Annotated in this window: 10 protein-coding genes and 2 tRNA genes; 9 read left to right on the forward strand and 3 right to left on the reverse strand. The window is 70.6% G+C overall.

Annotated features, from left to right (window positions below):
* Positions 1 to 117 precede the first annotated feature (117 nt).
* From gyrB to QRN89_RS17740, 7 genes are all read left to right on the forward strand, one after another.
* Positions 118 to 2,193 (forward strand): DNA topoisomerase (ATP-hydrolyzing) subunit B, encoded by a 2,076-nt coding sequence (gyrB, locus tag QRN89_RS17710; protein WP_290350399.1) that lies wholly within the window; start codon positions 118 to 120, stop codon positions 2,191 to 2,193.
* Between the two features lie 41 nt (positions 2,194 to 2,234).
* On the forward strand, positions 2,235 to 4,895 hold the full coding sequence (gyrA, locus tag QRN89_RS17715) for a DNA gyrase subunit A (protein ID WP_290350400.1): 2,661 nt from the start codon (positions 2,235 to 2,237) through the stop codon (positions 4,893 to 4,895).
* 126 nt (positions 4,896 to 5,021) lie between these two features.
* Complete coding sequence (locus QRN89_RS17720; protein WP_290350401.1) at positions 5,022 to 5,597, forward strand: DUF3566 domain-containing protein; 576 nt, start codon at positions 5,022 to 5,024, stop codon at positions 5,595 to 5,597.
* 83 nt (positions 5,598 to 5,680) lie between these two features.
* Positions 5,681 to 5,757, forward strand: a tRNA-Ile gene (locus tag QRN89_RS17725).
* Between the two features lie 63 nt (positions 5,758 to 5,820).
* A complete protein-coding gene (locus QRN89_RS17730) occupies positions 5,821 to 6,240 on the forward strand; it encodes a hypothetical protein (RefSeq protein ID WP_290350402.1) in 420 nt (139 codons plus the stop codon).
* Between the two features lie 369 nt (positions 6,241 to 6,609).
* Complete coding sequence (locus QRN89_RS17735; protein ID WP_003958712.1) at positions 6,610 to 6,744, forward strand: DLW-39 family protein; 135 nt, start codon at positions 6,610 to 6,612, stop codon at positions 6,742 to 6,744.
* A 370-nt stretch (positions 6,745 to 7,114) separates the two neighbouring features.
* Entirely contained in the window at positions 7,115 to 8,650 is a 1,536-nt protein-coding gene (locus QRN89_RS17740) for a hypothetical protein (RefSeq protein WP_290350403.1), read from the forward strand.
* A 26-nt stretch (positions 8,651 to 8,676) separates the two neighbouring features.
* Here the strand turns inward: QRN89_RS17740 and QRN89_RS17745 are convergent, their stop codons facing one another.
* Both QRN89_RS17745 and QRN89_RS17750 read right to left on the reverse strand, forming a co-directional pair.
* Positions 8,677 to 10,242 (reverse strand): serine/threonine-protein kinase, encoded by a 1,566-nt coding sequence (locus QRN89_RS17745; RefSeq protein ID WP_290350404.1) that lies wholly within the window; start codon positions 10,240 to 10,242, stop codon positions 8,677 to 8,679.
* Between the two features lie 93 nt (positions 10,243 to 10,335).
* Positions 10,336 to 10,884, reverse strand: a complete 549-nt coding sequence (locus QRN89_RS17750; protein WP_290350405.1) for a helix-turn-helix domain-containing protein — start codon at positions 10,882 to 10,884, stop codon at positions 10,336 to 10,338.
* A 141-nt stretch (positions 10,885 to 11,025) separates the two neighbouring features.
* Between QRN89_RS17750 and QRN89_RS17755 the strand changes: the two genes are divergently transcribed.
* A tRNA-Ala gene (locus QRN89_RS17755) sits at positions 11,026 to 11,098 on the forward strand.
* Positions 11,099 to 11,612: 514 nt separating this feature from the next.
* Complete coding sequence (locus QRN89_RS17760; RefSeq protein ID WP_290350406.1) at positions 11,613 to 12,074, forward strand: DUF6344 domain-containing protein; 462 nt, start codon at positions 11,613 to 11,615, stop codon at positions 12,072 to 12,074.
* A 681-nt stretch (positions 12,075 to 12,755) separates the two neighbouring features.
* On the opposite strand, the gene QRN89_RS17765 is transcribed toward QRN89_RS17760, so the two are convergent.
* On the reverse strand, positions 12,756 to 13,448 hold the full coding sequence (locus tag QRN89_RS17765) for a DUF5324 family protein (protein WP_290350407.1): 693 nt from the start codon (positions 13,446 to 13,448) through the stop codon (positions 12,756 to 12,758).
* Positions 13,449 to 13,542: the final 94 nt, after the last annotated feature.

Here is a 13,542-nt window from a genome sequence, read left to right on the forward strand (position 1 = left end):
CAAACCCCCATTCGTGTCAGAGGTACCGGTAGACTGGTAGAGAATCCCGCCACCGTGCGGGACACGTCGATTACAGCCGAACGACGCAACCGGTCCCGCTTGCCCGGAGAACGGTTTGTGCTGTGCCAGAAAGGGCGCTTCGTGGCCGATTCCGGCAACCCCAACGAGAACATTCCTTCCACTGCCGCCGGCGCGACCGGCGAGGGCCTGGGGCCCTCGTCGTACGACGCCAGCGCGATCACCGTCCTCGAGGGTCTGGACGCGGTCCGCAAGCGCCCCGGCATGTACATCGGGTCGACCGGTGAGCGTGGTCTTCATCACCTTGTCCAGGAGGTCGTCGACAACTCCGTCGACGAGGCCCTGGCCGGGCACGCGGACACGATCGACGTGACGATCCTGGCCGACGGCGGCGTCAGGGTCGTGGACAACGGCCGTGGCATCCCGGTGGACATCCACCCCGTGGAGAAGAAGCCGGCCGTCGAGGTCGTCCTCACCGTCCTGCACGCGGGCGGCAAGTTCGGAGGCGGCGGCTACGCCGTGTCCGGCGGTCTGCACGGCGTCGGCGTCAGCGTCGTCAACGCGCTCTCGACCAGGGTGTCGGTGGAGATCAAGCGCGACGGCCACCGCTGGACCCAGGACTACAAGATGGGCGTCCCGACGGCCCCGCTGGCGAAGCACGAGCCGGTCGAGGACTCGGGCACCACGGTCACGTTCTGGGCCGACCCCGACATCTTCGAGACGACGGAGTACTCCTTCGAGACGCTCTCGCGCCGCTTCCAGGAGATGGCCTTCCTCAACAAGGGCCTGACCCTGACGCTGACGGACGAGCGCGAGTCCGCGAAGGCGACGGTAGGCGCCGACGACCCGGACGCGGAGGCGGCGGCAGAGCCCCAGGCGCGCACGGTCACGTACCACTACGAGGGCGGCATCGTCGACTTCGTGACCTACTTGAACTCGCGCAAGGGCGAGCTGATCCACCCCACGGTCATCGACATCGAGGCCGAGGACAAGGAGCGGCTGCTCTCGGTCGAGGTCGCGATGCAGTGGAACTCGCAGTACAGCGAGGGTGTGTACTCCTTCGCGAACACGATCCACACGCACGAGGGCGGTACCCACGAGGAGGGCTTCCGCGCCGCGCTCACCGGCCTGGTCAACCGCTACGCGCGGGACAGGAAGCTGCTGCGGGAGAAGGACGACAACCTCACCGGTGAGGACATCCGCGAGGGTCTGACCGCGATCATCTCGGTCAAGCTGGGCGAGCCCCAGTTCGAGGGCCAGACGAAGACCAAGCTGGGCAACACGGAGGCGAAGACCTTCGTCCAGAAGGTCGTCAACGAGCACCTCACCGACTGGTTCGACCGCAACCCGAACGAGGCCGCGGACATCGTCCGCAAGGGCATCCAGGCCGCCACGGCCCGTGTCGCCGCTCGCAAGGCCCGCGACCTCACGCGCCGCAAGGGCCTGCTGGAGAGCGCCTCGCTGCCGGGCAAGCTGTCCGACTGCCAGTCGAACGACCCGACCAAGTGCGAGATCTTCATCGTCGAGGGTGACTCCGCAGGCGGCTCGGCCAAGTCCGGCCGCAACCCGATGTACCAGGCGATCCTGCCGATCCGAGGCAAGATCCTGAACGTCGAGAAGGCACGGGTCGACAAGATCCTCCAGAACACCGAGGTCCAGGCGCTGATCTCGGCCTTCGGTACCGGTATCCACGAAGACTTCGACATCGAGAAGCTCCGCTATCACAAGATCATTCTGATGGCGGACGCCGACGTCGACGGCCAGCACATCAACACCCTGCTGCTGACCTTCCTCTTCCGCTTCATGCGGCCGCTGGTCGAGGCGGGCCACGTGTTCCTCTCCCGCCCCCCGCTCTACAAGATCAAGTGGGGCCGCGACGACTTCGAGTACGCGTACTCGGACCGTGAGCGCGACGCCCTCGTGGAGCTCGGCAAGCAGCAGGGCAAGCGGATCAAGGAGGACTCGATCCAGCGCTTCAAGGGTCTGGGCGAGATGAACGCCGAGGAACTGCGCGTCACCACGATGGACATCGAGCACCGCGTCCTCGGCCAGGTCACGCTGGACGACGCCGCGCAGGCGGACGACCTGTTCTCGGTGCTGATGGGCGAGGACGTCGAGGCACGGCGCTCCTTCATCCAGCGCAACGCCAAGGACGTCCGCTTCCTCGACATCTGAGTCGGTCTCAGCTGACCGCTCGAAAGGACTGAAGACCAGCAATGGCCGACGAGACCCCTGTCCCCAACGGCGACACCCCCGCTCCCGTCACCACCGGAACCGAAGAGGAAGGACCGCAGCTGCGGATCGAGCCCGTCGGGCTCGAGACGGAGATGCAGCGCTCCTACCTCGACTACGCGATGTCCGTCATCGTGTCGCGTGCGCTGCCCGACGTGCGGGACGGCCTGAAGCCCGTCCACCGCCGTGTGCTGTACGCGATGTACGACGGCGGCTACCGGCCCGAGAAGGGCTTCTACAAGTGCGCCCGTGTCGTGGGTGACGTCATGGGTACGTACCACCCCCACGGCGACTCCTCGATCTACGACGCCCTGGTCCGCCTCGCGCAGCCGTGGTCGATGCGGATGCCGCTGGTCGACTCGAACGGAAACTTCGGCTCCCCGGGCAACGACCCCGCGGCCGCCATGCGCTACACCGAGTGCAAGATGGCGCCGCTGTCCATGGAGATGCTCCGGGACATCGACGAGGACACCGTCGACTTCCAGGACAACTACGACGGCCGCAACCAGGAGCCGACGGTCCTGCCGTCGCGCTTCCCGAACCTGCTGGTCAACGGCAGCGCCGGTATCGCCGTCGGTATGGCCACGAACATCCCGCCGCACAATCTGCGCGAGGTCGCGGCCGGCGCCCAGTGGGCGCTGGAGCACCCGGAGGCCACCCACGAGGAGCTCCTCGACGCGCTGATCGAGCGGATCAAGGGCCCGGACTTCCCGACCGGTGCGCTGGTCGTGGGCCGCAAGGGCATCGAGGAGGCGTACCGCACCGGCCGCGGCTCCATCACGATGCGCGCGGTCGTCGAGGTCGAGGAGATCCAGAACCGCCAGTGCCTGGTGGTCACGGAGCTTCCGTACCAGGTCAACCCGGACAACCTCGCGCAGAAGATCGCCGACCTGGTGAAGGACGGCAAGGTCGGCGGCATCGCCGACGTCCGCGACGAGACCTCGTCCCGCACGGGTCAGCGCCTCGTCATCGTGCTGAAGCGCGACGCCGTCGCCAAGGTCGTCCTCAACAACCTGTACAAGCACACCGACCTGCAGACGAACTTCGGCGCCAACATGCTGGCCCTGGTCGACGGGGTGCCGCGCACGCTGTCGCTCGACGCGTTCATCCGCCACTGGGTGACGCACCAGATCGAGGTCATCGTCCGCCGGACGAAGTTCCGGCTGCGCAAGGCCGAGGAGCGCGCCCACATCCTGCGCGGTCTGCTCAAGGCGCTCGACGCGATCGACGAGGTCATCGCGCTGATCCGGCGCAGTGACACGGTCGAGGTCGCGCGCGAGGGCCTGATGGGCCTGCTGGAGATCGACGAGATCCAGGCCAACGCGATCCTCGAGATGCAGCTGCGACGGCTGGCCGCCCTGGAGCGCCGGAAGATCGTGCAGGAGCACGACGAGCTGCAGGCGAAGATCAACGAGTACAACCAGATCCTGGCCTCCCCCGAGAAGCAGCGCGGCATCGTCAGCGAGGAGCTGGCCGCCCTCGTCGAGAAGTTCGGCGACGACCGGCGTTCCAAGCTCGTCCCCTTCGACGGCGACATGTCCATCGAGGACCTGATCGCCGAGGAGGACATCGTCGTCACCATCACGCGTGGCGGCTACATCAAGCGCACCAAGACCGAGGACTACCGCTCGCAGAAGCGAGGCGGCAAGGGCGTGCGCGGCACGAAGCTGAAGCAGGACGACATCGTCGACCACTTCTTCGTGTCGACCACGCACCACTGGCTGCTGTTCTTCACGAACAAGGGCCGGGTCTACCGCGCGAAGGCGTACGAGCTGCCGGACGCCGGCCGGGACGCCCGCGGCCAGCACGTCGCCAACCTGCTGGCCTTCCAGCCGGACGAGCAGATCGCCGAGATCCTCGCGATCCGCGACTACGAGGCCGTGCCCTACCTGGTCCTCGCCACCAAGGCGGGCCTGGTGAAGAAGACCCCGCTGAAGGACTACGACTCCCCGCGCTCCGGCGGTGTCATCGCGATCAACCTCCGTGAGACGGAGGACGGCCGCGACGACGAGCTGATCGGTGCCGAGCTGGTGTCGGCCGAGGACGATCTGCTGCTGATCAGCAGGAAGGCCCAGTCGATCCGTTTCACCGCGACGGACGAAGCGCTCCGCCCGATGGGGCGTGCCACTTCGGGTGTGAAGGGCATGAGTTTCCGCGAGGGCGACGAACTCCTCTCGATGAATGTGGTGCGGCCCGGTACTTTCGTGTTCACTGCCACGGACGGCGGGTACGCCAAGCGGACCGCCGTCGACGAGTACCGCGTCCAGGGTCGCGGCGGCCTCGGCATCAAGGCCGCCAAGATCGTCGAGGACCGTGGTTCCCTGGTCGGCGCGCTGGTGGTCGAGGAGACCGACGAGATCCTCGCCATCACGTTGTCCGGTGGTGTGATTCGTACGCGAGTCAATGAAGTCAGGGAGACGGGCCGTGACACCATGGGCGTCCAACTGATCAACCTCGGCAAGCGGGATGCCGTCGTCGGTATCGCGCGGAACGCCGAGGCCGGTCGCGAGGCCGAGGAGGTCGACGGGACCGAGGACGCCGAAGGGGGCGCCGAGGCCGGGACCTCCGAGGTCACCGAGGCCGCCGAGGCCGCAGAGAACGGCCGGGGCGCGGAGCCCTCGGCCGGAGAGCACGACGAGGAGTAGAGCGTGAGTGGAGCCACCGGCGCCGGACCGGCCGATGCCGGCGACGCTTCTGGAGCGGATGGCGCCAGTGGCTCCGCCTCGTACTCCCAGGCTGGGGGCGCCCCCGCCGACCGCAGGGGGATGACCGTGACCGACACCCGGGGGCCGCAGCCCCCGCACGAAACCTATGGTGGGGAGCAAGCGGTGCAGCAGGGAACCCAGCCGTACCACCCGCCCCAGGCGTACCCCTCCCCTCCTGGGGGGACGCAGGGCGGCCAGCAGCATCCTGGACAGCAGACTGCCGCGGGTGCGGCCGTCCGCCGGCCGCGTACCGGCGCGACCACACAGCCCCGGACAAGGAAGGCGCGCCTGCGGGTGGCCAAGGCCGACCCGTGGTCGGTGATGAAGGTCAGCTTCCTGCTCTCGATCGCCCTGGGCATCTGCACGATCGTCGCTGCGGCGGTGCTGTGGATGGTCATGGACGCCATGGGCGTCTTCTCGACGGTCGGCGGGACGATCAGCGAGGCCACGGGTTCGAACGAGAGCAACGGCTTCGACCTCCAGTCCTTCCTCTCGCTCCCCCGTGTGCTCCTCTTCACGTCGGTGATCGCGGTCATCGACGTGGTGCTGGCCACGGCGCTGGCGACCCTGGGCGCCTTCATCTACAACCTCTCCGCCGGGTTCGTGGGCGGAGTCGAGCTGACGCTGGCCGAGGACGAATAGTCCGAGGTCCCGGGGGGCGGAGAACCGATTTTGGGACTGCCCCCCACGTGCGCTAACCTTCAGGGGTCAGCGCGCAGCGCGGCGGGGCTATAGCTCAGTTGGTTAGAGCGCATCCCTGATAAGGATGAGGCCACAGGTTCAAATCCTGTTAGCCCCACCAGCACGAAGACCCCCGGTCGAACACGACTGGGGGTCTTCGGCATTTCCACGGTCGACACAGGACGTGATCCGTGGACGGGGCCTGTCACCAGCACGTCCGTCGACCAAGGCCCGGGCCGAAGCGCCCTGCGGTTTCGTCCGCCATGAATTCGCTCGTGTACGACATACGACTCGCGCGGAGCGGACCGAGGCGTGGGGCTTCCTGCTGCTCGTCGCGTACGACTCCGACGGCCGCGCGTGCGAGTCGCGGCTGTTCACGGACGGTCCCACAGCCAACGCGGGACCGATTCTCCGCCAGCCGGGGCCCGGTCGGCGTGACTGGCCCGAACTGCTCGGCATTCTCGGGCTGTCGGTGCCCGGGTCCGTCGCGGGACCGGTACTCCACGTCAGCGGCAAGGGCGGCATCGGGATGAGCGAGCTCGCGGACGAGATCGCGCGTCTGAACAAGGCGGTGGACCAGGGGGGCCGCCTGGTGGTCCGGTGACGGGCCTTCTCGCCCTCGCCGAGGAATCGCGGACGGAGGCCCGCCCGTGGCCCCGCCCCACGCGCGGGCGGTACGCGGGCCCGAGGAGCCGTCTCCTGCGCCGTGCTGCGTCCCGCGGGCCCATGGCGGCTCCGGGCGGCCCGGAGGGCGGGAGAGAGGCGCCGGGGCACGGCCACCGGTTCACATCCTGTGATCCCGCGAGGCCGGGGAACGCGCCGTCCTCACGAGGGCGATCCCTGGTCGCGGGAGGGGGAGTTGGCCGCTCGGGGGTCTCGGGCCGGGGCCTACGCAGGTCACCGATCGGTATCGATCGGTGTGTATAGTCGGGCGCCAGAAGTCCCCTACGTCAAGGAAAGACGAGGTCGCGCGGTGAAGAAGCTTCTCCTGGTCGCACTGGCCGCCATCGGCGGGCTCCTCGTGTACCGCCAGATCCAGGCGGATCGCGCCGAGCAGGATCTGTGGACGGAGGCGACCGACTCCGTGCCCGCAGGTTCGGGTGTGTGAGACGCAGACAGTCCGAGAGTGACGGAGCCCTGGCCGCCGAGCGGCCGGGGCTCTGTGCTGTTCAGGCCGCTGCGCGGACACGACACCAGGGCCACCGAGTTCGCTTGAGCAAATGAATTGCTTGCATGAGTGAAGGTGGTGTGCTGGGCGGTACCTCTGCGGGCCGCGGGCGACGACGGCGGTGTTTCGCTGCCCGTGCCGAGACAGTGGCCCGGACGGCGGGGCAGGATGGACCGGCACCAAGACCGCCCCGGCGGCAGGCGGTCCGGCCCTGCGGGCCGCGACCTGGATCCGTGAGCGCCGGAAGGGCCGTACGGGCTCGCCGTCGTCCCCGGGGACGACGGCGGAGACGACAAGGGGAAGCGCGGGGATGAGGCAGCGCAGCAGGGGACGGACGGCGCCGGTCGTGGCGGCGGTGGTGTGCGCGGCGGCGGCGCTGACCAGCGTCCCGGCCCGGGCGGCCGATCAGCCGGACCCCTATGTCTTCGGCGCGGGCGCGCAGCGGATCGAGGGCGCGGAGAGCAGCGCCGACGCCGAGGCCCTGAGGGCGGGCACGACCTACCGCTCCTCGATCGGACCGGGCGAGAAGCTCAACTTCCGTGTCGATCTGGACGCCGCGCGGAACGCCTATGTCTCGGTCGTCGCCGTCCCCCGGCCGGGAACCGGACTCGCGTACAACGACGGCATCGAGGTCACCCTCCAGGACGGCCAGGGAACCAGCTGCGGCAGCGCCGACGACAAGGTGGGCCCGGGCAGGTTCGCCAGGCCGCTGGCCGCCGCCGCGCACCGCACGATCGGGAAAGGCGGCCCCGCCTGCCAGGAGGCCGGTGCCTTCAACGTGCTCGTGGAGCGGCTCGGATCCGCGGCCTCCACCTCGGCCGGCGCCCCCGACCCCCGGGACTGGGAGTTGGAGATCCGCCATGTCACCGAGCCCGGGCTGAAGCAGACGGGACCGACCGAGGCCCCCACGGAGTGGCCCTCCGCCTCACCCGGCCTGCCCGCGGGCGGGAAGAAGGAAGCCGCGGGCGGAACGGGCTTCAACGACGCGGCCGAGATCTCCGAGGGCGAGTGGAACAGCCGGATGGAGGCGGGTCGCACGTACTTCTACCGGGTGCGGGTCGACTGGGGGCAGCGGATCTTCGCGACGGCCTCCCTGGGGAGCATTGACACCAAGCGCTTCACCTTCGTCGGCGAGGCCCTGACCATGCGGCTGTACAACCCGGTGCGCGGACTGGTCGAGGACGGCGGGACGGGGCCGTACGACGGCCGGCAGAAGCAGGCCGCGCTGGACCCGCTGCCGGAGGTCGCCTACGAGAACCGCTTCGGCAGCGGCGACAAGGTGACGGGCATGCGGCTCAAGGGCGACTACTACCTCGCCGTCAGCCTGAATCCGCAGCTCGCGGAGAAATTCGCCAGGCAGCGCTTCGGCGTGACGCTCCGGGTCAACGTCGAGGGCGACGCCCAGGCCGCGCCGCCCTACGCGGAACCGGTCGGCGACCTCGGTGTCTCCGAGGGCGAGAAGGCCGATGGAAGCGGCACGATGCGGCTCGTGGGCGTGGCCGGCGTGGGCACGGGGACGGTGCTGGTCCTGGGGCTCGGCGCCTGGACACTGCTGGCACGCCGGCGCGCTGCCGCAGTGCCGCAGGGCGGGCCTTCCGACAGCGCCGGGCCGGGGCACGGCACCCCTCAGGCGCCGACGGGCGCTGCGGCCCCCGCCCCCGGCCTTCCGCCCGGTCCCGGTGCCCCGCACGGTCCGGGTGCCGGCTCTCCGCACGGCCAGGGTGCAGGTTCTCCGTACGGCCAGGGGTACGGGTACGGCCCCGCCGGCGGGGCCGGGCACCCCAGGGGCGCGGGGCAGGCCGACAGCACGGCACGGACGGAGTACGGCCCGCCTCCCGCCTGGTGAGACCGTCCGCCGAGCGCGCGACGCGCTCAGGCCTGGACGAGGGCCCAGATCCCGACCGCGAAGCAGATCAGCGCGACGACGAGCACCGGGACCGCCACCTTCGGGGGCGGTCCCGGTCGTTTCCGTGCGGCGGGCGGAGGCGCGGCCGCAGGGGCGTAGGACGGCGCGTACGGCACCGGCTGCGCCTGACCCGGAACCTGCGGGCCCTGGGCGGTGTACTGACGAGTGAGGGGTTGTTCGTACGGAACCGCGGCCGTCGGCGCCTGGGCGAAGTCCTGTGCCGGCCGCTGTTGCGGTTGACGGGGTCGATGGGGGGAGTCGGTGTGCGCGGGCACGGGCGTGGGGGACACCGGCTGTCCGGTGGCGGACTGCCGAGCGGGGGCGGACGGCGCGTCCCCGGTGAGCGGTGGCGCCGGCAGGTGGGGCGGCGGGGGCAGATGGAAGGAGCCGGTCTCCGAGGGCGACGGCAGGGGGGATCCCTGCGAGCCGGGGCTGCCGGGCATCCCCTGGGGGGCCCGCGTGGCCTGTCCGCTCCGTCCGGGCCGAGGATGTGGCTGCGGATCCGGCTGTTCCGCGCCGGCCGGGTGCGGCCAGGAGCCCGTGCCGTCCGGTGCGGCCTGCTGCGCCTGTCCGGTGTGGCCTGTGCGGCCGCCGGCCGGCTCCTCGTCCTCGGACGGTACGGCGTCGGCCCGCGGCCCGCCCGGACCGCGCCCCGCGGGGCCGTCGGGCCCGAAACCGGAGGGCAGCGGGCCCAGTTGGTCGAACACCTCGACCGGCTCGTCGTCGATGGTGGGTTCGGGCAGCAGCTCCACGGCCGAGGTGAGAGCCTTCCGCGCACCGGTCGCCGTGCGGAAGCGGGCCTGCGGATCCGGCTGGAGCAGCCCCGCGAGGACCTGCCACAACGGCTCGGGAATGCCCTGCGGCGCGCCCGGTGTGCCGTGCGCGGCGAAATGCTCGACCAGGGCGCGGGAGTCGGGCTTCTGGCCCTGGAGCAGATACAGGGCCACGAGCCCCACGGCGAACAGGTCGGCGGGGAAGTCCGGTTCCGCGCCGAGCATCTGCTCGGGCGCGAAGTAACCGGGCGTCCCCACCACGTAGTTCGTCTCGGTCAGCCGCGGTTCGCCCTTCCGCATGGAGATGCCGAAGTCGGACAGCCGAAGATGCGGCCGCCCGGTGCCGGTGGCCTCCAGCAGGATGTTCGCGGGCTTGATGTCGCGGTGCACGACCCCCTCCGCGTGCACCGCGGCGAGCCCCGACAGCAACTGGTCCAGCAGGGTGCAGACGAACCGCGGCGGCAGCGGGCCGTAGTCGCCGATGACGTGCGCCAGCGACCCGCCGCTCACCAGGTCCATGGTGAACAGCACCTTGTCGTCGTCCGCGGCCCAGCTGGCCGGGGCGAGGACATGCGGGTGATCGATGCGGAGGGCCTGCTCACGGACGAACCGCAGCAGCGAGTGGGCGTCGCTCTGCTGCAGGACCTTGGCGGCGACATAGCGCCGCCGCCGGTGGTCCCAGGCACGCCATACGGCGCCGACCCCACCGCGACCGATCGGGTCGATCAGCTCATACCGTCCGGCGAAGACCTCACCCATGCGCTGCGCCCGCTCCCGGTTCCCTGGTCCGGCGTCCTGCTTCGTCCGGTGTGCTTCCCTGCCCCGGCCGCCCGCCGCCCGCGCCTGCCTCGATCAGTTCTGGTGCGACTCGTAGTGGGCGACCGCCTCCGCGGTCCGCCCGGCGCCGTACACCCGGAGGAACTCTGCCAGTTCCGGATGGGTGGGGGCGAGCGTGTCCGCCGCGTCGATGATGTCGCCGGCCGCCGCCACCGAGCGGAGCAGCGACTGGATCTCCCGTACCACCCGGCGCACCGTCGGCGCGCCCGAGCTGGTCGTGGACTGCCCGGTGCCGGTGAGCACGGAGCCGCCCTGGGACTTCTTGATCTCGTCCATGCGGTCCGTCGCCTCGGCCGCGCTGGCGCTGCCGTCGGCGACCTGACTGGCCAGCTCCTGGAGGGCCTGGACGCGCTGGACGACCGCCGGGTTGCCGATCTTGGCACGCTGGCCGCTCATCAGCTGGGAGAGCATCGGAGCCGACAGCCCGAGCACCGCAGCAAGACGGGCCTGGTTGAGGCCCAGGTCGTCGATGAGCCGGCGGAAGAGCGCCCCCAGTGGCTCCCCGTACCAGCTGCGCTGGAGCTCTCTGGCTCTCGCCGTCGCGTCCTGCTGTGCTGCATCCATGTTGCGTCTCCCCATCGCTACCCCTGGCGTGGCTTCGCTGGTGCGAACCCGACGAGCATCTTACGGAGCGTGGTCGGATACCGGGAGCCCCAATCCTTTTGGAAGATCCCGGGGGTTACCCGGTACTCTGGTCTCCGTTCCGGGGCCTTAGCTCAGTTGGTAGAGCGCTGTCTTTGCATGGCAGATGTCAGGGGTTCGACTCCCCTAGGCTCCACCCGGTGAATGCCCTCTGACCTGCGAAAGTGCAGGTTCAGGGGGCTTTTCCGTGCCCGCCGTCCCGGGCGCCGGAGCGGGGGCCGCCGGCCGGTACCGGTGCCCCCGGCAGCCCGCGGACGGGCACCCGCCGGCCCGCTCTGGCCGCCGGCAGACGACTCGTCCTTGTCGTGGACGCGGAACCCCGCACGTCGATCCCGTCGGCCGGGCTGCCGGCTTCCCCGCCGTGGCTCCGCTCCGATGCCCGTCCGGAGCAGCGGGCGGTTTCCCTTCCGGGTTGCGCGATGCGTGCCGCCGTGTCAGTGCCGTCCGCGGTCGGTGGCGCGGCCTGTTTCCGCAGGCGGGAGGGGCGGTGACACGGCCGTTCCCGCATGACGGTGGCTCAGGGCGCCTGGGCCGCACGGGTGGTGTTCATCGGAAGATCCGCCGACCCGACGCCGAGGTCCCACGATTTTCGAGATGCGTCCACATCATGAGGAACGTATGTAAAACGCCCAATCGGAAAGCGAGGAGCCATGGCCGCCGTCAAGGTCACCTCTGTGTGGACCGCCTTCGTCGCCCTGATCGTCACCCTGCTCACCTCCCTGGGGTTCGCCCCCTCCGCCAAGGCCGCCGAGCAGTCGGCCGGTCCCCTTCAGCCGGAGGGCCCCGCGGAGCCGAAGCCCACCGTCCCCGGTGCGCGGAGCGCGGGGAGCAGAGCGGGAGCCCATGACCATCCCACCGGACCCCGCCCGGCGCCCGCCCCTGCCGCGAGTACGTACGGAAGCCTGGCCATGCACGGCTTCTGGTACGAGGTGGTGCGCCAGAGGACGCCTCGCGACCGCGCTCTGCCGCCGACCATCAAGCAGCGGATCCGCGCCGAGGCCCACGGTGCCTCCCCCGCCGTGCGCAAGGTGCCCAGCCTCAACGACGCGGGCGATTCTCAGCGGGAGCCCTCGTCCGTCGAGGACGAGGAGCGCGTTCCGGCGGCAGCATGAGGCGCCGGGAAGCTTTCGGCCCGCCCGGCGCCGGTTGTCCGGTATCACGCGTCGTCAGCGATGTCGTGCGTGGTCGGGACGGAGACTGGTGGTCGGAACCCCCGCAGCCCAGCCCGATCGGTGAAGGACGGCCGGCAGTGTCCGGACCGGTGACGTCGCAGGAAGCGCGCCCGAGGCCCCCCGAGGCCGGCCGGCGGGGATCCTCCGACAACCGCCGGCGACGGCACTCGGGGAACGGTCGGCGACGAGCTCCGAAGGCCGGTCAGCCACCGTCCTCCGGGAATGCTCGGCACGGTTCCACGAGCCCGGTCACCGACGGCCCGTCCGGGGACGGCCGATGACAGACTTCCCGAGCACGATGTGCCGGCGGCCCTGCGCGGCCACGTACCGACGGTCCTCAGGGGACACGGACGTGCGGTCCTCCCGGGCCACCCACCGACGGTCCTCCGGGCAACGGTCTTCCCAGGCCACCCACCGGCGGCCCTCCGAGGCCATCCGGCAGCGGCCCTCCGGGGACACCGGGCGACGGTCCTGCGAGACCGTCCGGCCCTTCGGAACCACGCACCAGCGGTACGGCAAGGCCATCACCAGCGGCCCCTCAGGGACAGCCGGTGACAGCCACAGCCCTCCCAGGGAGTACGCCATGACGGGCGTCCACCCAGAACCGGCAGGTCCGGAGTGTCAGCGACGGTCCTCACGGTCCGTGTCGGCCTCGCTCTCGGTCTGCTTGGCCTGGACATCCGGGTCCAGCAACGACTGATCGCTCCCGTCGACCGACGACAGCGTGCGGTCCGGGACCTCGGTCGCGGCCGGAGGCTCCACCAGCCAGTCCGGGTTGGCCTGCTTGTCCCACCACTTCCACACGGCGAACAGCCCAGCGGCGACGGCGCCGACGACCACAGCACCCTTCGCGGCGCGACCGCACTTCGCACGCCGCTCGTTCTTCTTCGCGAGCTTCTTGATGTCCTCGGCGGTGACCGAGCCGCGCAGCGCGGCCAGCGCGGCGGCGGACCGCGTGACGGCCTCCTGCCCCACGGGCTGGGCCACCGCGACGGCGTGCTCGAGGCGCGGAGCCGTGTAGTCCGCCGCCTGACGTGCGGCATTCCGGGTCATGACGGCGGCCCGGTGAGCCGCGTCGTCCACCTGCGGCGGAACATGCGGTGCGACATGGCACTTGTACTGGACGCGGGCCTGATGACGCGCCTGGCGTGCGGCCTTCTTCACCTTCGGCTCGAGAGCGACACGAGCCTGGTGGGCGTAGAGCGCGGCCTGGTCCTTGGCCGTGCCGGCGTATGGCGCCACCACGTCCGCGGCGTGGAGCACGCCCTCCTTGGCCGTGTCCGTCGCGGCGCGCACGCTGTCCATGCGGGTCACGGGATCCTCCTCCTCGGTGGCGTTCGCGGGCGTCTGGGGCGTTTGTCGACCCAGCAAAGGCACCATCCGCCTTTCCACCCTTTTCGAAATCATG

The sequence above is a fragment of the Streptomyces sp. HUAS CB01 genome (genome assembly GCF_030406905.1).
In the GTDB taxonomy this organism is placed as follows: domain Bacteria; phylum Actinomycetota; class Actinomycetes; order Streptomycetales; family Streptomycetaceae; genus Streptomyces; species Streptomyces chengbuensis.

Coding starts and splice junctions, on each gene's coding strand:
- QRN89_RS17750 (WP_290350405.1), bottom strand. CDS start 10,884: ATGGATGCAGCACAGCAGGACGCGACGGCGAGAGCCAGAGAGCTCCAG.
- gyrA (WP_290350400.1), top strand. CDS start 2,235: ATGGCCGACGAGACCCCTGTCCCCAACGGCGACACCCCCGCTCCCGTC.
- QRN89_RS17760 (WP_290350406.1), top strand. CDS start 11,613: ATGGCCGCCGTCAAGGTCACCTCTGTGTGGACCGCCTTCGTCGCCCTG.
- QRN89_RS17740 (WP_290350403.1), top strand. CDS start 7,115: ATGAGGCAGCGCAGCAGGGGACGGACGGCGCCGGTCGTGGCGGCGGTG.
- QRN89_RS17745 (WP_290350404.1), bottom strand. CDS start 10,242: ATGGGTGAGGTCTTCGCCGGACGGTATGAGCTGATCGACCCGATCGGT.